This window comes from Actinomyces acetigenes, from assembly GCF_031296635.1.
GTDB lineage: Bacteria > Actinomycetota > Actinomycetes > Actinomycetales > Actinomycetaceae > Actinomyces > Actinomyces acetigenes.
Map to the genome: position 1 here is coordinate 13,163 of NZ_JASPFC010000010.1, position 20,679 is coordinate 33,841.

18 protein-coding genes and 2 tRNA genes are annotated in these 20,679 nt (G+C 66.3%); 9 read left to right on the forward strand and 11 right to left on the reverse strand.

Annotated elements, in window-relative coordinates:
* Positions 1-3 precede the first annotated feature (3 nt).
* On the reverse strand, positions 4-510 hold the full coding sequence (locus RIV14_RS05570) for an HXXEE domain-containing protein (RefSeq protein ID WP_075373026.1): 507 nt from the start codon (positions 508-510) through the stop codon (positions 4-6).
* A gap of 94 nt (positions 511-604) precedes the next feature.
* On the opposite strand from RIV14_RS05570, the gene RIV14_RS05575 reads away from it, so the two are divergent.
* Positions 605-1,234 carry a TetR/AcrR family transcriptional regulator gene (locus tag RIV14_RS05575; protein WP_075373027.1) on the forward strand — a complete coding sequence of 210 codons (630 nt, stop codon included), beginning with the start codon at positions 605-607 and terminating at the stop codon, positions 1,232-1,234.
* Positions 1,235-1,302: 68 nt separating this feature from the next.
* Here the strand turns inward: RIV14_RS05575 and RIV14_RS05580 are convergent.
* From RIV14_RS05580 to dnaA, 10 genes are all read right to left on the reverse strand, one after another.
* Positions 1,303-1,378: transfer RNA gene (locus RIV14_RS05580), tRNA-Ala, on the reverse strand.
* Between the two features lie 32 nt (positions 1,379-1,410).
* Complete coding sequence (locus tag RIV14_RS05585; RefSeq protein ID WP_009396342.1) at positions 1,411-1,545, reverse strand: DLW-39 family protein; 135 nt, start codon at positions 1,543-1,545, stop codon at positions 1,411-1,413.
* Positions 1,546-1,575: 30 nt separating this feature from the next.
* Positions 1,576-1,649, reverse strand: a tRNA-Ile gene (locus RIV14_RS05590).
* Positions 1,650-1,698: 49 nt separating this feature from the next.
* Positions 1,699-2,196, reverse strand: a complete 498-nt coding sequence (locus tag RIV14_RS05595; protein WP_075373028.1) for a DUF3566 domain-containing protein — start codon at positions 2,194-2,196, stop codon at positions 1,699-1,701.
* The gene (gyrA, locus tag RIV14_RS05600) at positions 2,193-4,883 is read right to left on the reverse strand and encodes a DNA gyrase subunit A (RefSeq protein WP_075373029.1); all 2,691 of its coding nucleotides are present in this window, start codon (positions 4,881-4,883) and stop codon (positions 2,193-2,195) included. Before gyrA ends, RIV14_RS05595 begins: the two co-directional genes overlap by 4 nt.
* A 68-nt stretch (positions 4,884-4,951) precedes the next feature.
* Positions 4,952-6,979 carry a DNA topoisomerase (ATP-hydrolyzing) subunit B gene (gyrB, locus tag RIV14_RS05605; RefSeq protein ID WP_075373030.1) on the reverse strand — a complete coding sequence of 676 codons (2,028 nt, stop codon included), beginning with the start codon at positions 6,977-6,979 and terminating at the stop codon, positions 4,952-4,954.
* 326 nt (positions 6,980-7,305) lie between these two features.
* On the reverse strand, positions 7,306-7,983 hold the full coding sequence (locus tag RIV14_RS05610; RefSeq protein ID WP_178387898.1) for a DciA family protein: 678 nt from the start codon (positions 7,981-7,983) through the stop codon (positions 7,306-7,308).
* Complete coding sequence (gene recF / locus RIV14_RS05615) at positions 7,976-9,193, reverse strand: DNA replication/repair protein RecF (RefSeq protein WP_075373031.1); 1,218 nt, start codon at positions 9,191-9,193, stop codon at positions 7,976-7,978. The genes RIV14_RS05610 and recF overlap by 8 nt, the downstream gene beginning before the upstream one ends.
* Before the next feature lie 13 nt (positions 9,194-9,206).
* Positions 9,207-10,337 carry a DNA polymerase III subunit beta gene (dnaN, locus tag RIV14_RS05620; protein WP_075373032.1) on the reverse strand — a complete coding sequence of 377 codons (1,131 nt, stop codon included), beginning with the start codon at positions 10,335-10,337 and terminating at the stop codon, positions 9,207-9,209.
* 735 nt (positions 10,338-11,072) lie between these two features.
* Positions 11,073-12,761 (reverse strand): chromosomal replication initiator protein DnaA, encoded by a 1,689-nt coding sequence (dnaA, locus tag RIV14_RS05625; RefSeq protein ID WP_075373033.1) that lies wholly within the window; start codon positions 12,759-12,761, stop codon positions 11,073-11,075.
* A 597-nt stretch (positions 12,762-13,358) separates the two neighbouring features.
* On the opposite strand from dnaA, the gene rpmH reads away from it, so the two are divergent.
* The 8 genes from rpmH (at position 13,359) to RIV14_RS05665 (ending at position 19,371) form a co-directional block, all read left to right on the forward strand.
* The gene (gene rpmH, locus RIV14_RS05630) at positions 13,359-13,496 is read left to right on the forward strand and encodes a 50S ribosomal protein L34 (protein ID WP_026426261.1); all 138 of its coding nucleotides are present in this window, start codon (positions 13,359-13,361) and stop codon (positions 13,494-13,496) included.
* A gap of 1 nt (position 13,497) precedes the next feature.
* A complete protein-coding gene (gene rnpA / locus RIV14_RS05635) occupies positions 13,498-13,866 on the forward strand; it encodes a ribonuclease P protein component (RefSeq protein ID WP_075371194.1) in 369 nt (122 codons plus the stop codon).
* Between the two features lie 22 nt (positions 13,867-13,888).
* Entirely contained in the window at positions 13,889-14,173 is a 285-nt protein-coding gene (yidD, locus tag RIV14_RS05640; protein ID WP_075373034.1) for a membrane protein insertion efficiency factor YidD, read from the forward strand.
* A gap of 93 nt (positions 14,174-14,266) precedes the next feature.
* Positions 14,267-15,451: a membrane protein insertase YidC gene (yidC, locus tag RIV14_RS05645; protein ID WP_075373035.1), complete on the forward strand. Its 1,185-nt coding sequence runs from the start codon at positions 14,267-14,269 to the stop codon at positions 15,449-15,451.
* Between the two features lie 50 nt (positions 15,452-15,501).
* A complete protein-coding gene (locus tag RIV14_RS05650; RefSeq protein ID WP_143224233.1) occupies positions 15,502-16,125 on the forward strand; it encodes a Jag family protein in 624 nt (207 codons plus the stop codon).
* Between the two features lie 2 nt (positions 16,126-16,127).
* The gene (gene rsmG / locus RIV14_RS05655; RefSeq protein ID WP_070658894.1) at positions 16,128-16,772 is read left to right on the forward strand and encodes a 16S rRNA (guanine(527)-N(7))-methyltransferase RsmG; all 645 of its coding nucleotides are present in this window, start codon (positions 16,128-16,130) and stop codon (positions 16,770-16,772) included.
* Positions 16,773-16,879: 107 nt separating this feature from the next.
* Positions 16,880-17,782: a ParA family protein gene (locus RIV14_RS05660; RefSeq protein WP_070658893.1), complete on the forward strand. Its 903-nt coding sequence runs from the start codon at positions 16,880-16,882 to the stop codon at positions 17,780-17,782.
* A complete protein-coding gene (locus RIV14_RS05665; RefSeq protein ID WP_075373036.1) occupies positions 17,782-19,371 on the forward strand; it encodes a ParB/RepB/Spo0J family partition protein in 1,590 nt (529 codons plus the stop codon). The genes RIV14_RS05660 and RIV14_RS05665 overlap by 1 nt, the downstream gene beginning before the upstream one ends.
* Positions 19,372-20,679: the final 1,308 nt, after the last annotated feature.

The following is a 20,679-nucleotide window of genomic DNA, read 5'->3' on the forward strand; positions in this document are numbered from 1 at the left end:
TTTTCAGTGGCATCTCCTTGACCGCCCTGTTGTCACCAGGTACGCACCACCCAGCACCGTGCCGACGATGACCGGGAAGGCGGGGATCACCCACCGGTGGGGTCGCACCTCGACTCCGTGGGCTCGCAGCGTCCGCTTCGCAAGGATCCAGAAGGGCAGGACGACCGGCAGCGCCGTCGCCACCCCCGGGGTGTAGCCCCGAGCGAGGACCGCTGTGCCCAGGTGGCTGAAGGTGTGCATGCCATAGCCATAGAGCGCGGCCTGGTAGACGGGCGAGCGTCCACGGGTGCGGTAGCCGTCAATGGAGGCGGCAGCCATGAGGACGCCCATGAGACCGATCCCCAGATAGACGTGCTCACGCGAACAGCCATGACGCCGGATGTCCTCGGGTAGGAAAGGGATCTTATCGAAGAGCGGGTGCGTCCAACCGGGCATCGTGGCCACCTCCTCGAGGTCGTGAGCCAGCCACGAGAAGAACAGCCCCCCGGTTACCAACGACACGGAGTCCATGTCGTCACCTCCAGTTTCGATACCGATAGTTGCGCAACTAATAGTAGCGCTTCCTCGTCGGCTCTGCCAGACTTCCCGTCAAGGAGAAGTGCAGATGAGTAGATCTTCAGGAGACAACCGCGCAGGCGGCCGTGGTGGACGTCCTCGAGACACCACTGTCGATCAGCGGATCCTTCAGGCCACCACGTCCTTGCTCACTCAGAAGGGGTTTCGAGGCCTGCGGGTTGATGACGTCGCCCGCAGCGCCGGAGTCCCGAAGTCAACGATCTACCGGCGATGGCCCTCACTGACGGATCTCGCCGTCGCCGCCATCGACGATGCCTTGGGAGACAGGCAAGCCGTCATCAGCGACGACCCACTCGTCGACCTGGCCCAGATCGTCGTCCGTACACACGCACTGTTCATCAGCTCACCTCTGGCCAGTGCCCTGCCGCAGCTGGCCCTCGAGCTCATCAACCGGCCCGAAGCCGCTCGTCTCTACCGTGAACGAGTGATCAGCCCCCTGCGCAACGCTGCGATTGACGCCGTCCAGCGCGCTATCGAGCAGGCCTCCTGGAATGGGCCAGACGCAGAGACAAGCGTGGACATGATAATCGGTACAGGTCTGTACCGGCACAACTACCTGGGACACATGCCAACGCTGGAAGAGGCCTTCACGATAGCCGACACTGTTGCGGGACGTCGTCTTCCTCGTCCCGATTCTTCTGTGGAACGACGGCACTGAGCACGTTTCCCGGGGCCGACCATTATCAATGGGGTGCCCCGAGGGAAGAGAGAACACGAGGAAGTAGGTGGTGGAGCCAACGGGACTCGAACCCGTAACCCCCTGCTTGCAAAGCAGGTGCGCTACCAATTGCGCCATGGCCCCTCGGGGAGGATCCTCACCGGTTCCGTCAGCTGCTAGTCAACGGGGTCGGTGACCTCGGCCCACGCGGCCCGCTCCATGCGGGCCGCCTCGAACCTGAGCCACGCGGCATACCCCGCAGCGGCCAGGAACGAAAAGACCGCGGCTGATACGACTGCACGGTTCCTCATGAAACCTCCTCATCGTCTCACCGCGGACGGTGGGCCTAGCTGGACTCGAACCAGCGACCTCATCCTTATCAGGGATGCGCTCTAACCAACTGAGCTATAGGCCCTTGCGACCGGAGAAGATTAACCTGTCCGGCCATGACAGACCAAATCCGATCACTCGTCCGCAAGCGTGAGATGGATCCCACCAACGAGGGTGGCGGTGATGTTGTAGAGAAAGGCGCCCAGCGTGGTCAGCGCGGTCACCAGCACGATATTCACCACGGCGACAATCGTGGAGACGGCCAGGGCCCGCGGCAGCTCGAGGTAGGCCACGATCGCGGAGAAGGTGTTGGAGCGCTCACCGGCGACCGTCTTGACGAGATCCTCGATGGTGGAGAAGACATGCATGGCGTCGAGCATGAACCACACGACCGCCGTGGCGACGATGAGCATGATGCCCGCCGCGAAGCTGAGCAGGAAGCTCGCCTTCATCACTGACCAGGGGTCGACCCGGGTCAGGGCCAGACGCACGCGGCGCGGCCCGGCGATGGTCTTCTTGCTCTTCTTACTCTTGCCGCCCGACGCACTGCCGGAGGCATCCGCGCCACCCACAATGGATGCGGCGCCTGCGGACTGCCCACCGTCAGGGGACATGGAAACCGGCTGGCTCATGCTTCGACCTCACTCTCGTTGTTTTCCAACGCTACCGTGTCCGCTGCTGAGTCCGCAGGAGAGTCGCCAGTGTCACCTTCCGGGGCCGCATGGGCCTGGGCCAGATCGGTGGAGTCCGCCGACTCAGCACTCGGGGCGCTATCGGCGCTATCGGCGGCATCGACCGCCTCCTCCATGTCCCGTTCGGTGTTGCGGGCCACCGCGATGATGCGGTCTCCGGCGTCGGGCTTGGCGAAAGTCACGCCCTGCGTGGTCCGGCCGGTGCGCGAGACCTCGACGACGGCGGAGCGGACCACCTTGCCCGAGGCCATGATGCACAGGACCTCGTCGCCGGAGTCGGTCACCAGGGCGCCCACGAGGTTGCCTCGGGCCTCGACGAGGTTGGCGACCTTGACGCCCAGTCCGCCGCGGCCCTTGACGGGATAGTCGACGACGTTGGTGCGCTTGGCGTAGCCGCCCTCGGTGACGACGAACAGGTCGGCGTCCTGCCAGGTGGGGTCGACGACGTCCATGGCCAGCAGGTAGTCGCCGGGGCGGAAGCGCATGCCGGTCACCCCGCTGGTGGCCCGGCCCGTGGGACGCAGGGTGTCGTCATCGGCGTGGAAGCGCAGCGACTGGCCGGCGCGGGAGACCAGCAGGAGGTCCTGCCCGGTGCTCAGGAGGCGGGCGGAGACGAGCTCGTCGTAGTTGCCCTCCTCGTCCTGGCGCAGGTTGATGGCGATGACGCCGCCGGAGCGGTTGGAGTTGTACTCGCTCAGGCGGGTCTTCTTCACCAGGCCGCGGCGGGTGGCCAGGACCAGGTAGTCGGCCTGGTCGTAGTCCTGGAGCTCCATGATCTGGGCGATCTCCTCGCCGGGCTGGAAGGCCAGGAGGTTGGCCACGTGCTGGCCCTTGGAGTCGCGCCCGCCCTCGGGCAGCTCGTAGCCCTTGGCGCGGTAGACGCGGCCGTAGTTGGTGAAGAACAACAGCCAGCGGTGCGTCGTGGTGACGAAGAAGTGGTCGACGACGTCGTCCTCGCGCAGCGTGGCCCCGCGGATGCCTTTGCCGCCGCGGTGCTGGGAGCGGTAGGAGTCGGTGCGGGTGCGCTTGGCGTAACCGGATCGGGTGATGGTGACGACCACGTCCTCCTCGGGGATGAGGTCCTCCATGCTCATCTCGCCGTCGAAGGGCACGATCCGGGTGCGGCGCTCGTCGCCGTACTTCTCGACGATCTCGGCCAGCTCGTCGGAGACGATGCCCCGCTGGCGCTCCGGGGAGGCGATGATCTCGCGCAGATCCTTGACGCGGGCGCGCAGCTCCTCGGACTCCTGCTGGATCTTGAGGCGCTCCAGGGCGGCCAGACGGCGCAGTTGGAGGGAGAGGATGGCCTCGGCCTGGGCCTCGTCGACGTCCAGCAGACCCATGAGGCCGGTGCGGGCCTCCTCGGTGGTGGGCGAGCGCCGGATGAGGGCGATGACGGCGTCGAGGGCATCGATCGCCTTGAGCAGGCCCTCGAGAATGTGGAGGCGCTCCTCGGCCTTGCGTAGGCGGAAGCGGGAGCGGCGCACGATGACGTCGATCTGGTGACTCACCCAGTGGCGCACGAACCCGTCCAGGCTCAGGGTGCGTGGCACCCCGTCGACCAGGGCGAGCATGTTGGCCGGGAAGTTGTCCTGCAGCTGGGTGCGCTTGTAGAGGTTGTTGAGGACCACCTTGGCCACGGCGTCGCGCTTGAGGACGATGACCAGTCGCTGACCGGTGCGCCCGGAGGTCTCGTCACGGATATCGGCGATGCCGGTGACCTGGCCGTCGCGCACGAGCTGGGCGATCTTGTCAGCCAGGTTGTCGGGGTTGACCTGGTAGGGCAGCTCGGTGACCACGAGGCACTGGCGGCCGTGGATCTCCTCGACGTTGACCACGGCCCGCTGGGTGATGGAGCCGCGGCCGGTGCGGTAGGCGTCCTCGATGCCCCGCCGGCCCAGGATGGTGGCGCCGGTGGGGAAGTCGGGTCCGGGGATCCGCTCGATGAGGGCGTCGAGCAGCTCCTCGCGCGAGGCGTCGGGGTGCTCGAGGTACCACTGGGCGCCGCGGGCGACCTCGCGCAGGTTGTGCGGCGGGATGCGGGTGGCCATGCCGACGGCGATGCCCTCGGAGCCGTTGACCAGGAGGTTGGGGAACCGGGCCGGCAGGATGACCGGCTCCTGGTTGCGTCCGTCGTAGTTGTCCTGGAAGTCGACGCTGTCCTCGTCGATGTCCCGGAGCATCTCCATGGCCAGGGGCGCCATCTTGCACTCGGTGTACCGGGGGGCGGCGGGCCCCAGGTTGCCGGGGGTGCCGAAGTTCCCCTGGCCGGCCACCAGCGGGTAGCGCAGCGACCACCACTGGACCAGGCGGGCCAGGGCGTCGTAGATGGCGCTGTCGCCGTGGGGGTGGTAGGTCCCCATGACGTCGCCGACGACGCGGGAGGATTTGGAGAAGGAGGCGGTGGGGCGGTAGCCGCCGTCGTACATGGCGTACAGGACGCGGCGGTGGACCGGCTTGAGCCCGTCGCGCACGTCGGGCAGGGCCCGGCCCACGATGACGCTCATCGCGTAGTCGAGGTAGGAGCGCTGCATCTCCATCTGGAGGTCGACCGGCTGGATGCGCTCGGGGGCGGCTACGTTCGTCGCTCCCTCGTCGCCGATGATCTCTTCAACTTCGTCGCTCACAGGATTCCTTCGTGTTCAGAGGAGGTCGCCGGCAGCGGGCCGGCGGTTCACGTGTGGCTCGGTGCCGCTCAGATGTCCAGGAAGCGGACGTCAGAGGCATTGCGCTGGATGAAAGAGCGCCGCTGCTCGACGTCGTCACCCATGAGGATCGCGAAGGTCTCGTCGGCGTCGGCCGCCTCATCGAGCGTGACCTGCTTGAGGATCCGGGTCGTGGGGTCCATGGTCGTCTCCCACAGCTCGTGGTCGTTCATCTCACCCAGACCCTTGTAGCGCTGGATCCCGCCGTCCTTGGGCAGGCGGCGGCCCTGCTCCTGTCCGGCGGCCAGGAGCTTGTCGCGCTCGGCGTCGGAGTAGGCGAACTCGTGCTCGGCGTTAGACCACTTGAGCCGGTAGAGCGGCGGCATAGCGATGTAGGTGTGGCCGTGCTCGATGAGCGGACGCATGTAGCGGAACAGGAGGGTCAGCAGAAGGGTGGCGATGTGCTGGCCGTCGACGTCGGCGTCGGCCATGATGACGATCTTGCCGTAGCGCAGCTTGGCGATGTCGAAGTCCTCACCGATACCGGTGCCGAAGGCGGTGATGAGGCTGCGGATCGTGTCGGAGGACAGAGCCCGGTCCAGGCGCGCCTTCTCCACGTTGAGGATCTTGCCGCGGATCGGCATGATCGCCTGGTGCTCGGGGTCGCGGCCGCCGACGGCGGAGCCACCGGCCGAGTCGCCCTCGACGATGAAGATCTCGGAGTCCGCGGCGTTCTTCGAGGAGCAGTCGCGCAGCTTGCCCGGCATGGAGGCCGACTCCAGGACGCCCTTGCGGCGGGTGGCCTCGCGGGCCTTGCGGGCGGCCAGGCGCGCGGCGGCGGCCTGGGAGGCCTTGGTGATGATGGCGCGGGCGTCGCCGGGGTGGGAGTCCAGCCAGTCGCCGAGCTGGGCGTAGACCGTCTGCTGGACGAAGGTGCGCGCCTCGGTGTTGCCGAGCTTGGTCTTGGTCTGGCCCTCGAACTGCGGCTCGGAGAGCTTGACGGAGATGACGGCCGTCAGACCCTCACGGATGTCGTCACCGGTGAGGTTGTCGTCGCGCTCCTTGAGCAGGCCCTTGTCCCGGGCGTACTTGTTGACCAGGGTGGTCAGCGCCGTGCGGAAGCCCTCCTCGTGGGTGCCGCCCTCGGTGGTGTTGATCGTGTTGGCGTAGGTGTGGACCGACTCGGAGTAGGCGCTGGTCCACTGCATGGCGATCTCCAGGCTGATGGAGTGGGTCTCGCCCAGGGACTGCTCGGCCTCGAAGTCGATGATCTCGGGGTGGACGAGCTCGGCCTTCTTGGACTTGTTGAGGAAGGCGACGTAGTCGCGCAGGCCGTGCTCGTAGCAGTAGGAGTCGGTGCGGAAGCCGACCTCGGGGGCGTCGGGGGCGGAGTCGTCCCCGGCGATCTCGTCGCCGGCGTCCTGGACGCCGAGGCGCTCGTCGGTCAGGGTGATGCGCAGGCCCTTGTTGAGGAAGGCCATCTGCTGGAAGCGACGGCGCAGCGTCTCGTAGTCGAAGTCGACCGTCTCAAAGATGGTCGGGTCCGGGTAGAAGGTCTGGGTAGTGCCGGTGGACTCGGTGGCCTCACCCTTGACGAGCTCGGTGATGGGGCGGCCGCCGTCGGCGAAGGACATGCGCCACACGAAACCCTGCCGGCGGACCTCGGTGTCCACCCGGGTGGACAAGGCGTTGACCACGGAGATGCCCACGCCGTGCAAACCGCCGGAGACGGCGTAGCCGCTGCCTCCGAACTTGCCGCCGGCGTGCAGGATCGTCATGACGACCTCGACGGTGGGCTTGTGCTCGGTGGGGTGCTCGTCGACCGGGATACCGCGGCCGTTGTCGCTGACGCGCACGCCGCCGTCGGCCAGGATGGTGACCTCGATGTGGTCGCAGTAGCCGGCCAGGGCCTCGTCGACGGAGTTGTCGACGACCTCGTAGACGAGGTGGTGCAGGCCCCGCTCACCGGTGGAACCGATGTACATGCCGGGGCGCTTCCGGACCGCTTCGAGCCCTTCGAGGACGGTGATGTCCGAGGCTCCGTAATCGTGATTCACAGTGGCGTCCTGGTCAGACACGTGTCAGTTGCTCCTCAATCTGTGCGCATCGGGACCTCAGTGGTCCGATGTCTCCGTCCGGTCCCTTCACACGACGATCCTGAGGAGAATCGTGCGCACACGTAGGTGGGTACATCAGGACGGTCCTGGGCGCACCTTGGGCGGTTTCACCGCATTCTAGCGTAGACGGGCCCGTGAACCGCTGCGCCGTGAGCAGCTGGGAGCGTGCCCGTGGTCACCTCTGTCTCGCGTGGGTCACCGCGCCGCCCGACGTCAGGCGCCCGCTCCGTGTCTTTCCGACGACGACGGCTCCGACTGGTGCGTTGCCAATGATACCCGCGCTGCCGCTATCCGTAGGTATCGCGCGGACCGCGGGCGCCGCGTAGGCCGACTCCGCGGCGCTTCCAGGTCGGGCCGGCAGGCCCCAGGATCCGCAGCTCCACCCCGTCGCCGGTGCTGATCCCTCCGGCCTGGCGGCCGCCGGGACCCGAGCGCAGGGCCTCAACGATCCTGGCCTCGATGGTGGGTTGGAGGAGTCGGAGCTGCTGGGCCCAGCTCGACGACGAGGCGCGCAGGGTGATGCGCCCGGCGTCGAAGGACTCGATGGTGCAGTGCTCGGCGACCTGCTCGCCCACGATGGCCCGCCACCGGGCGACGACGCCGGCCACCGCGAGCTTTCCGGCCCAGCCGTTGTCGGCCACCATACGGCGCAGCTCGCGCTGCCCAGTGCGGGGGTCGAAGGGGGTGGGGCCGGGCCGGTCGCGCCCCCGCGCCAGCCCGGGGCCCCGGTCGTCCGGGTCATCCGGGTTCTGGCCCAGCGCATGGGCCAGCTCGCGGCGCTGGTCCCAGGGCGCCGCCTGCTGCGCGCCCTCGCTCCCGGAACCGCCGGCCGGCTCACGCAGCCTGCGGACCGGGACGCGACTGTCGCCCTTCTCCCAGGCCTGGGCGCGCTGACGGGTCAGGGCCCGCTGGGCCAGGACATCGGGCAGCGGGCCGTCACCGGCGGGTGCGGAGGGCTCAACCACGGGTGACCTCACCGTCGGCCACGCGGTACCGGGCGCCGGCGAGCTCGGCGGGGACGTCGTCGTCGACGGCGGCGGTCAGCAGGACCTGCTGGGCTCCGGCGACCATCTGGGCCAGGGCGCGGCGGCGCTGCTCGTCGAGGGAGGCGAAGACGTCGTCGAGGATGAGGACCGGCTCGCCGTCCCCGCCGTAGGCGTCGATGTCCGTGCGCAGCATGTCGTAGGAGGCCAGGCGCAGCGCCAGGGCCAGGGACCACTGCTCGCCGTGGGAGGCGAATCCGCGGGCGGGCAGACCGGCCAGGAACAGGGAGAGATCGTCACGGTGCGCGCCGACGAGATTCGCACCGCGGTCGATCTCCCGGGCGTGGAGCTCACCCATGGCGTTCTCCAGGCGCGTGGCCACGGTGGTCTCGTCAAGGAGCGTCTCCTCCCCGGCGAGCCAGGCCGACTCGTCGTGGGGGTCGGGCTCCGGGTGTTCCTCGTGGGTCAGCAGGCTCGAGCGGTAGGCGAGCTGGGCGCGGGAGCGCTGCCCGGAGGTCCCCGAGACGGTCTCGTAGGCGGAGGCCACCCAGGGTCGCAGGCGCCTCACGACGTCGACCCGGGCGGCGATGAGCCGGGCGGCCGCCGAGGCGAGCTGGGCGTCCCAGACCTCCAGGGTGGAGAGCATCGAGGCGGTCGAGGAACGGGCCGCGCGCGCCGACTTCAGGAGGCTGGCGCGCTGGGCGAGGATCTTGTCGTGCTCGGCGCGCACCCCGGCCAGGCCCGGGCGCAGCGTGACCGTCAGGTCGTCGAGGAAGCCCCGGCGGACCCCGGGTTCAGCGCGCACCAGGGAGAGGTCCTCGGGGGCGAAGACGACCGTACGCAGCACCCCGAGCAGGTCGCGGGGTCGGCAGCCGCCCCGGTTGAGGCGGGCCCGGTTCGCCTTGCCCGCGATGATCTCGATCTCCAGGACGCTGGGTCTTTCCCCGTGGACGGCCCGGGCGCGCACGACGGCGCCGGCCGGCTGGGCCTGCCCCGGCGCCGCCCGTCGCACGAGGGCGGTGTCCGCGCCGATCCGGTGGGAGGAGAGGGTCGCCAGGTAGACGATGGCCTCGACGAGGTTGGTCTTGCCCTGCCCGTTGGAGCCGACGAAGGCGCTGGGGCCGGGCTCCAGGGACAGCACCAGGCTGCGGTAGGAGCGGAAGTCGTCCAGGGAGAGGTCAGAGACGTACATGCACCGTCGGGTCTCAGGCTCCGAAGCGGATCGGCATGAGCAGGTAGCGGAAGGAGGAGTCCTCGGTGCCCCCGATGGAGTCCATGCCGGTGAGCACCGCGGGCTTCGAGGCGTGGGTGAAGTCGAGGCGGACGTAGGGCTGGTTGAGGGCACCCAGGCCGTCCAGGAGGTAGCCGGGGTTGAAGGCGGTGGAGATGTCGTCGCCCTCGAGGTGGGCGACGAGCTGCTCGGTGGCCTGGGCGTCGTCGCCCTGTCCGGCGTCAAGCTCCAGGTTGCCCTGGGTGAAGGACATGTGGATGGGGGTGGAGCGGTCGGCGACGAGGCTGACGCGGCGCACCGCGGCCATGAGCTCGTCGGTGCCCACGGTGGCGTGGATCGAGGTGAACTCCGGGAAGAGGCGGCGCACCGGCGGGTAGTCGCCGTCGGTGAGCAGGGAGGTGGTGCGCCTGCCGCCGGCCTCGAAGCCAATGAGGCTGGAGGCCGCCGACTCGCTACTGAGGGCCACGGTCACGTCTCCGGAAGAGGTCAGGGACTTGGCGACGTCGGAGAGGGTTCGGGCCTTGAGCAGGGCCGTGGTGGACAGCTCGGTGTTGGACGGCGACCAGGTCAGCTCCCGCATGGCCAGGCGGTAGCGGTCGGTGGCCATGAGGACCAGCGAGCTGCCCTCGACCTCAATCTGGACGCTGGTGAGCAGGGGCAGGGTGTCGTCGCGGGAGGCGGCGATGGAGACCTGGCCGACGGCGCGGGCCAGGTCGTGGGCGTCGATCGTTCCGGCGACGGCGGGCATGACCGGCAGCGCCGGGTAGTCGTCAGCGGCCATGGCCGCCAGGGAGAAACGGGCCGATCCGCAGGAGACGGCGACCTTGTTGCCCTCGACCTCCAGGTCAACAGGCTTGTTCGGCAGTGCCTTGGCGATATCGGCCAGGAGTCGTCCGGAGACCAGGACGACGCCGTCCTCCTCGACGTCGGCGGCCACCTCGCAGTGGGCCGAGACCTCGTAGTCGAAAGAGGCCAGGACCAGGCTGGAGCCCGTGGCCTCCAGCCTAACTCCGGCGAGCACAGGTACCGGCGGACGGGCGGGCACGGATCGCGCAGTCCAGGTGACGGCTTCAGCGAGGATGTCTCGGTCAACCCTGAGCTTCACGGTAGGTGCCTCCGTCAATCGTGGTCGGTCGGCCGGTAGGCGTCGTGGCACTACTGAGCCGAGAAAAAACGTGGTGCCGGCAGGTCGCCGGCGGACAGTCGTCATCGGAACGGCGTCGCTGGGTACGCAGTCCTGGGTCGAGAGTGTAGACGGTAGTCCGCAGGAGTCACCCTGTCACCAGTGATCACCCATGTTCCTCCCATACGCCTCTCTGAATGACAAGCGCCCGCCGGTCCGGGTTCGGCCTCGTTGGCCGATCGTGCTTCGCGATTCATGTCATTTGGGTTTGTAGGTGTAGTAGCACGTGTGGATGTTGGGGATAACCGGATTTTTCGCTGTCATGACGCCGGTGGCGCTGGGGAATGACACGTGGGTGGTTCTGGTGAGCAGGCGAGGGTCCCGGTGGAGAGAGTAAATGACATTCATGTCATTCCACAGTGGGGGTGCGCTACCTCCACAGCGACACGCTCGCTCCTCCACGTGCCGTCCTCAGCACCATCCACAGCGGGCCGGTCACGGTCGTCCGGGATGTGTCCGTCGTCGTCTGGATGTACTGCACGAGGGTGGGGTGCTACTGGAGGAGGGTTGGGGGTACTGGGGGTAGGTGGGGCCTTCGTGCAGTACGCACAACCCTTGGCCAGTGGATCCCGACCCTCGTGGAGTAGAGCGCCCGGGGGTGGTAGTAGGTCGGGGCGGCGTTGAAACATGACTTCCGGGCCCTGGTGCGTCGTCGGGTCAGGCGGGAGACTGGGCGGCCTGCTTGATGCGGCTGGTCAGCTCGGTGACCTGGTTGAAGGTGGAGCGCCGCTCGGCCATGAGGGTGCGGATCTTCTTGTCGGCGCTCATGACGGTGGTGTGGTCGCGTCCGCCGAACTCCCGCCCGATCTTGGGCAGGGAGAGGTCGGTGAGCTCACGGCACAGGTACATGGCGATGTGACGGGCCGAGACCATGGTGCGTGAGCGGTTGGCCGAGCACAGGTCGTCGATGGTGATGCCGAAGTAGTCGGCGGTCTGCGCCATGATGAGGGAGGTCGTGATCTCCTGGCCCTCGGGGTCGGAGATGATGTCCTTGAGGACCATCTCGGCCAGGGTCTGGTCGACGGGCTGCTTGTTGAGGGAGGCGAAGGCAGTCACCCGGATGAGTGCGCCCTCGAGCTCGCGGATGTTGGTGGTGATGCGTGAGGCGATGTACTCCAGGACGTCGAAGGGCAGGTCGAGGCCCTCGGCGGTGCCCTTGCGGGAGAGGATCGCGATGCGGGTCTCCAGGTCCGGGGGCTGGACGTCGGCCAGCAGGCCCCACTCGAAGCGGGAGCGCAGGCGCTCGTCGAGCCCACCGAGGGCCTTGGGGGGCTGGTCGGAGGTGAGGACTACCTGCTTGCCGGAGGAGTGCAGGGAGTTGAAGGTGTGGAAGAACTCCTCGAGGGTCGACTCCTTGCCCTGGAGAAACTGGATGTCATCGACCAGGAGGATGTCGACCTCGCGGTAGCGGCGCTTGAAGCCCTCCATGCGGCCGTCGTCCTGGTTGCCGTCGCGCACGCAGGCGATGAAGTCGGAGACGAAGACCTCGGAGTTGACGTACTTGACGCGGATTCCCGGGTTGAGGGTCTGGGCGTAGTGGCCGATCGCGTGCAGGAGGTGCGTCTTGCCCAGGCCGGAGCCGCCGTAGATGAACAGGGGGTTGTAGGCGCGGGCCGGGGCCTCGGCCACGGCCAGCGCGGTGGCGTGGGCGAAGCGGTTGGAGGACCCGGTGACGTAGGTGTCGAAGGTGTATCTCGGATTGAGCTGGGAGACGTCATGGGCCGCCGTGGGGGTCAGCAGCCCGGTGGGGTTCTGGGGGCTGGTGCTCCCGGGGCTGTAGGTGCCGGGAAGTCTCGACCTGGCGGGGAGGGAACCGGGCATCGTTGATGGCGCCGAGGATGCGGAGGCCTGGGAGTGAGGCATCGGTGAGGGGGCGCTCGCCGAGTAGGGCGAGGGTTTGGCAAGCTGCTCACCGTAGGCGGGCACCGTTGGAACGGTGGGCGCAGCGGACATGTCCGACACAGCCGATACGGTGGAGGGCCCCGACGGCTGGGGCAGGACCGAGGGGGACGGGGAGGATACCGGTGCGGGGGCGACGGTCGCCAGGTTGACGGGCTCGGGGGCCACTGGGGGCATGGGTGCGCGCGAGGCCTCCGAAGAGGTGTCGACCGTGACCTCCATGGGCATGGGGCGGCCCCAGACCTGGTTGATGGCGGCGCTGATGGGGGCACGTGCCTGCTCGACGATGTCCTTGGCGAAGGCCGATCCGACGACGAGGACAAGTGTGCCGTCGACGTCGATGAGGTGGGTCATGCGGATCATGGACATCTTGCCCTGGCCCAGTTCTCCGGAGCTGGAGAGCACCTCAAGGGCTGAGAGCCATTTGGTATTGGCGGCGTCGGGCACGACGGACTCCTGATCGGCATGGTTGATGAACCCGGTGACTTGCAACCCGACCGACGCCGGCCGGGGCCCTGTGTCGATGATGACAGGGTTGTGTGGAGCTGGCGAACCGGAAGGTCTTGACCAGGCGTCCCATCATGCTGGTTCTCCACAGCCTTGTCCACACCTGGGGACACACAGAGCGATGACTCACAGACAACGTTCAGAATAAACTCTGAAAACAGTAGGTATGGATGGCTCCGATCATGTGCTGCGAGCCCGCGGAATGACAGATGTGTCGTCATTGACGGGGCTTTCGAGGAGGTACGCACAGGTCAAGGAGTTATCCACATATCCGCAAGGGTGTGGACGCAGCGCTTCCCACAGCCGTGGACACGGACAACCCCGGTTGTGGACGGAGTGTGGAGAGGATGTGGATGACGCCACCGGTCACAGTGGTCACAGTCGGCCACATTCGTTTGACCGGCAAGAGGGCCAAACGTAGGCTGTTGCAGACGTTCGCGCGGAGTCAGGTCCCGAACCATGGGGCAGCCGCACGAGCGACAGTGCCGCGAACCTCGCGATGCACTGTTCCGATCACCTCAAGCAGGAGTTAAGCCCGTGAGCAAGCGGACCTACCAGCCGAACAACCGTCGTCGTGCCAAGGTGCACGGCTTCCGTAAGCGCATGTCCACCCGCGCAGGCCGCGCCGTCCTCGCTTCGCGGCGCCGCAAGGGTCGCGCTCGCCTCGCCGCCTGAGGTGCTCGGCGCGGCGCACCGATTAGCGCGGGGTGAGGACTTCACTACCGCGATTCGTCGGGGTACGCGCTGCGGGAACCGCAGGCTGGTCGTGCACTACCACGCCGGCGGGAGAGGGGATGACTCCCCGGCTCTCGTCGGCGTCGTCGTGCCCAAGAAGCAGGTCCCGTTGGCGACTCGCCGCAACCGCATCAAGCGTCGGGTGCGAGCCCTCATGGCGCAGCGGCTCGGTTCCCTGGAACCGGGGGCCCGCGTGGTTGTGCGCGGACTGGCAGGTGCCGACGGCGCCGACAGCAGCACCTTGGGACGGGACCTGGATCGGCTTCTGAGCCGGTGCCGGGAGCATCGGGCCGAAGGGCGCCGGCGGTGAGCCGGCAGGTCGCGGGTGAGCGATGAGCGGATGGCTGACAAGAGTCCTCGTGGCTCCGGTGCGTTTCTACCAGCGTTTCATCTCTCCGGCCTTGCCGGCCTCCTGTCGCTACTACCCCACGTGCTCGGCCTACGCCGTCACTGCGCTGGAGGTGCACGGTCCGATCAAGGGCATGCTGCTGGCCCTGTGGCGTCTGCTGCGATGCAACCCGTTGACCCCTGGTGGAGTCGATCATGTCCCGGACAAGGGGCAGTGGCGATACCACCATCCCCGTGACGTTCCGAGGTTCATGGTCGAGGACTCCTGACCGAGCCCGCTGAACCAGTGGACACGACGCCGGCTCAGCCCCTGAGCCCACACTGATACCTCTCGCACGAGAACCCTCATACAAGGAGTACGGATGGACACGTTGCTGTGGCCCCTCAAGGTGGCCGTGGCCTGGGTCATGGTCACGATCCACAAGGCCCTGGTCCTCATCGGGTTCCCCGACGGGCCGGGTATTGCCTGGGTGCTGTCCATCATTGGTCTGACGATCGTGGTGCGGCTGCTCATCATGCCGCTGTTCGTCAAGCAGATCCGTGCCTCGCGCGGGATGCAGCTCCTCCAGCCCGAGCTGCAGGCCCTTCAGGCCAAGTACAAGGGCAAGAAGGACCCCGAGTCGCGTCAGCGCATGAACGAAGAGATGATGGCGCTCTATCGCAAGCACGGGACCAACCCCTTGGCCTCCTGCCTGCCGATCCTGGTGCAGATGCCCGTCTTCTTCGCCCTGTTCCGCGTGCTGGCCTCCCTGGGGGCCGTCGCCGGTGGCACCTATGGGCGTCCCTCGATCGGTCCGCTCACGCAGCAGCTGGCCGAGCAGGTTCAGGCCTCCAGCGTCCTGGGAGCCAGCCTGTCCTCCTCCTTCATGAGCAGCTCCGACACGCAGGTCAAGATCGTCACGGTCGCCATGATCATCATCATGTCGGTGACGCAGTGGTACACCATGGCGCAGCTGTCGATGAAGAACATGTCGACGGAGTCCCTCAACTCCGACAACCCCATGATCCGTTCCCAGCGGATGATGCTGTACGTGATGCCGGTGATCTTCGCCGTCTCCGGCGTCAACTTCCAGATCGGTGTGCTCGTCTACTGGGTCGTCTCCAACCTGTGGACCATGGGCCAGCAGTTCTTCACCATCCGCAACATGCCCGCTCCCGGAAGCGAGGCCGAGAAGAAGTACCGCGCCCGCATCAATGCCAAGCGGGCCCGCAAGGGACTGCCCTCCCTGGAGGAGGAGGAACGAGCTGAGGCGATCGCCAAGGCCGAGGCTGAGGGGCGCACCGGAGGCCAGCGGGTACAGCCGGTGCGCAAGAACCGGCAGAAGAAGTCAGGCGGTCAGGGCGAGTCCCGCAGCGAGGCCTTCGCCCAGGACTCCGATGTCGAGCAGCTGAAGGACGCCGATGAGGACAAGGGCTCGACATCGTCCAAGAGTGGTGGCCTCAGCGATGAGGAGATCGCTCGACGTCGTTATGAGCGCCGAGCCCGTCAGCGTCGCGAGGCGGCGGCCCGACGCAAGGCCCAGGCCAAGAAGAAGCACAACCGCTGACTCGTGTTCAGCGGCTAGACAACCCGGTTCCCATGACAGATACGGATGACATGATGAGTGAGCAGCACAGTTCCCACCAGACGGCTGAGGACGCCGTGAGCAGCCCCGTGAGCAACCCCGTGAGCAACACTGTCTCGCGTCTCGAGGAGGAGGGTGAGATCGGCGCCGACTACCTCGAGGAGCTTCTCGACATCGCCGACCTGGGCGGTGACATCGACATCGACATTGACCACGGACGCGCTTCCATTGCCGTGGTCGCCTCCGAGGAGGGTGACGAGCGCGAGCTCGCCGACCTCGTTGGACGCGACGGGGAGGTTCTCGAGGCCGTTCAGGAGCTGACCCGCCTCGCGGTCCAGGCACGTACCGGCAACCGCTCCCGGCTCATGCTCGACATCAACGGCTACCGCGCCGATCGGCGTACCGAGCTGACCAAGGTCGCCCAGGAGGCGGTCACCAAGGTCCTCACCTCGGGAGAGGCCGTCAGTCTTGAGCCGATGAACCCCTTCGAGCGCAAGGTGTGCCACGACGTCGTCGCCGCCGCCGGGCTGGTCTCCGAGTCCGAGGGCGCTGAGCCGCACCGGTACGTCGTGGTCCTGCCCGCCGATGAGGAGGGTGTTGACGAGGACGAGGGCGCCGAGGACGCGGCTGACGACTCCGTTTCGGAGCAGGCCTGAGCATGAGTGAGGAGCAGCGGGCCCAGGTGGAGGAGCCGACGGCGGAGATGCGGGAGATCTTCGGGGTCTCCTTCTCCGCAGCGGAGCACTTCGCGCAGATGCTCGCTGAGGAGGGTGAGTTGCGTGGTCTCGTGGGGCCGCGTGAGCTTCCCCGCCTGTGGACCCGGCACATCGTCAACTCGGCTGCCGTGGTCCCCTTCCTACCGGCCCGGGGAAGCGTGGCCGACGTGGGCTCCGGGGCCGGCTTTCCCGGCATCGTCGTCGCGTTGCTGCGCCCCGACCTCGACGTGACGCTCATTGAGACGATGGAGCGGCGCACCCAGTGGCTCTCCGACGTCGTCGAGGAGCTGGACCTGGACAATGTGACCATCCGGCGGGCCCGGGCCGAGGAGGTCAAGGACCGCTATGACGTGGTGACGGCTCGTGCGGTGGCGAACCTGTCCAAGCTGGTGCGGTTGACGGCGCCGTTGCTCCGACCGGGGGGTGCCCTGCTGGCCCTCAAGGGCATGCGGGCACAAGATGAGGTCGACGACGCCAAGTATGTCATTAAAAAGGCAAAGTTATCAGTTGCTGTTGTTCATGAGGTTGTCACTGCCGGCGAGGAAACGACGGCTGTGGTTGAGATTCGCCGCCCGAAGAACCGTTGAGATACGGCGCGCGTTCGGTGTAACGCGTAAGGATCGACCTGCTCGCGTAGACTCGTAACTGCCCGACTGGCTCGGGCTGTTGGGTCACCGTCCGAGGAGAAGCAGGTTTGTCCGGATCGTCTATCTTCGATCAGCTCCAGGCCGAGCACCTCGCGTTAGACGAGGTAGCGGGTGGAGAGTTCCCACATCCTGAGCGGACTCGTGTCATCGCAGTCGCCAATCAGAAAGGCGGCGTCGGAAAGACGTCGACGGCAGTGAATCTTGCAGCGGCTTTAGCTGAAGGCGGGTTACACGTCCTGCTCATCGATGCAGACTCTCAAGGTAATGCCTCCACTGCACTGGGGGTGGAGCATGATGAGGACAGTGCCTCGATCTACGACGTCCTCGTTGACTCCATGCCGATCAAGGATGTCGTCGCTAAGACGCGATTCTGCGAGTCCCTGTGGTGCGTACCCGCGACTATTGACGTGGCTGCGGTTGAGATTGAGCTCATCTCCACTGCTGAGCGTGAGTCACGTCTGCGGCGTGCGCTGGTGGACTACCTGGTTTCACGTGAAACCGACGGTCTGGAGCCCCTTGACTACGTCATCATCGATTGCCCGCCGAGCCTCGGCATTATGACGATCAACGCCTTCGTCGCTGCTGACGAGGTTCTCATTCCGATGCAGGCCGAGTACTACGCTCTTGAAGGCCTCGCCCTGCTGACGCGCTCCATTGACCGGATCGCGCGCATTCACAATCCGGGGCTGGGAGTCTCCATGATTGTGCTCACCATGTTTGACGGACGCACCACCCTTGCCCGTGAGGTGGAGTCCGAAGTTCGTTCCTATTTCCCTGATGCGACGCTGGACACCAAGGTGCCGCGTTCCATCCGTGTTGCCGAGGCCCCCTCCTTCGGTGCTCCTGTGGTGTTCTGGGATCCCCGGTCCACCGGCGCAATTGCGTACAAGAAAATGGCTCGTGAGGTCGCTCTGCGGGGCGCTCCCCGAATTGAAGGCGAGGAAGCCTGATGGCTCAGAAACGGCGCGGACTCGGACGGGGTCTGCAGGCGCTGATTCCGGAGGCGCAGAAAGAGAAAGTACCTGCTGCGTCTCGTCCTTCCGATGTGTTCTTCCCCGATTCGCGCAAGGACGAGTCACGTGATGATGACGCGGCCTCCCATGCCAAGCATGTCGCGGAGGAGCCTGAGTCGGCTTCCGAGGCGCGCAGTACTCGCGATCTGACCGCCACTCTCCTGGCTCCGTCTCAGCGGAAGCGTGGCTCCAAGAGCCGCTCGACTCGTTCGACGACTGCCTCCAAGACCGCTGCACAGGGCAAGCAGACGAAGTCGGTTTCACGTGAAACCACGCCTGATTCGGCGACTGCTGCTCGGGTGACGGAGAAGAAGTCCACAAAGAAGTCGTCCACTGCTGCTTCCACGAAGCGGACGCCGTCGGCCGCACCGAAGCGAGCGACCGCGAAGGCGACGAAGACAGTGTCCGCTGCGGTGGAGAAGTCTTCGCGTGAGGCCTCCCCGGTGGAGGATGTCCAGGACGAGACTGCTTCGACGTCGGTCCCTCAGCCGGAATCAACGCCGGTGGTCCCCGATGTTTCACGTGAAACAGAGGAGGAGCAGGCTGTGGCTGTTGATCACGGCGACTCCGGGTCTGAGAAAAAGCAGACTGAGGAGAACCTATCGGCGGCGTCATCTGACGCTCGAACTGAGGAGCCCGACGTGACCGACGCCGAGGAAAAGACAGCGGATACGGACGCTGCTGACCTCGTTCCCGTCCCGGGCGCCCGTTTCGCTGAGATTCCGGTGGAGCTGATCCACCCGAATCCCCGTCAGCCTCGGCAGGTCTTCGACGAGGACGATATCGCCGAACTGGCGGCCTCGATTGCAGAAGTGGGTCTGCTACAGCCGATCGTGGTGCGCCAGGTGCCGACCGCTCCGGGAGAGGAGCTTCGGTATGAGCTCATTATGGGTGAGCGTCGTCTTCGCGCTTCCAAGGAAGCTGGAATGGAGACCATTCCGGCGGTCGTCCGGGATACCGAAGATGTGGATCTGCTGCGTGACGCCCTGCTGGAAAACCTGCACCGCGTCCAGCTCAACCCCTTGGAAGAGGCCGCGGCCTACCAGCAGCTGCTGGAGGACTTCCAGTGCACCCACGCGGAGCTCTCCGAGCGAATTGCCCGGTCGCGTTCCCAGATCTCCAACACGTTGCGCCTCATGAAGCTCCCACCGCTGGTGCAGCGCCGGCTCGCTGCAAACGTCATTTCGGCAGGACATGCCCGCGCGCTTCTGGGTCTCCCCAACGCGGCGGAGATGGAGCGACTCGCTCAGCGCGTGGTGGCCGAGGGCCTTTCGGTGCGTGCCACAGAGGAACTCGTGGCGCTTCATGAGGAACCTGAGCCGGGATCAGATCAGCCGAAGGTCTTGCGCGCTCGCAGTACCCCTCTCCCGGCACTCTCCACTCGGCTTTCCGATGCCTTTGACACTCGCGTGAAGGTGACACGTGGAGCGAAGAAGGGGCGTATCACCATTGAGTTCGCGGGCGATGAGGACCTTGCTCGGCTGGTTGACGCGCTGGCGCCGGGGACGTCTCTTGATGAGGAGTAACCTGCTCTGATCGTGCGATTCACGGTGGGGCCGAGACACTGAGTGTTTCGGCCCCACCCTTGTCTCTACCGAAATGGGGTGGGCACTCGGCTGGGTGCTACGGGCGTCCACACCGTGTTTCACGTGAAACACAGCCGCGCTCTTTGGTTGTCCCATGATGCGTGGTGAGCTGAAAGGTGTCGCGGGTGGTACTTGAATGGGACAGCCCAGGTTTCACGTGAAACACGTGGACACTGGGTTGTACGTCATTGTTGAGGCATGTGAACGACGGAGAACGGTCTGCAGCGCTGAGGAGGGAATGTTGTGCTGCGTCATGACTTCTGAGTGCTTCGAGTGCCGTGACATCTGAGACGCTGGTTGGGGCGTTGCCTGGGACTGTCGTGAAGTACGCACGAGCCCTGACCAGTGCGTCCCGCACTTCGCGGAGCGGGTTGGCCCCAGGGAGGCGGTTCGGTGACGGCGTGGACCCTTTACCTCGGGCCGGTGCTCGGGCGCTGGAGAGGCCAAGCAGAGGAAAGCGGCCGGACCCAGGTTGAGAACGCCTGGCCTCGCCTCCGTGACCCCGCAGGGTCGATCAGGTACACGGCTCGGTGTCCGCAGCGCTGACCGTCACGGTTCCGCCGTCAAAGTGAGAAGGGAGCATCGTTGGAATGCGACCTTCGGTTTCACGTGAAACCTCCGGCCGCCTTTGGTTCGCGGCGTGGAAGTGGGGGTGATGTTGGCTCCATGAACGCCGATGCTTCGTCAGATGCTTTTGTTGGCTCACCTCGAGATAGTGAACAACCATCCCACGCTCCTACCCGAGCAGAGTCTCAGAAGTGAGGAGATCAGAAACAGACAGGCGCTGGGACTCCCGAGGTTTCACGTGAAACACGGGAAGTGGTTGTCGCGCCGCCGCGGAAGCTGTGTCGCGCGACCGTAGTGAGGCGTAGCTGATGTTGGTCGACGTGCTTCCGAGGCGGCAACGGAGGAGCGTGTAATGGAAGGAACAGAGCCCCAACGGTCCCGGAAGGGGTTGTACGGTGTCGGTCGGATGAGGCTGTACGAGTAGACGCTCTTCAGAGTCGTTGCCAGACCGCTCAGAACCGACGTGGGATGTTTGCATCCCTAGCCAGATGCGGTCTCCGTACACCTCGGCAGCGCCTGAAGAGCGGGGGCGTTGGGTCCTGAAATGCTGAGCTCGTTGTCATGAGCCTATGCGTCGTTGATTGCTCCGGGACGTCGGTTCCGTCGGTAGCGGGGAGACTGGGGATTCCCGCGGTTTCACGTGAAACCGCGGGTCGAGCTGCCTCCCCTCCCCGTGGGGTA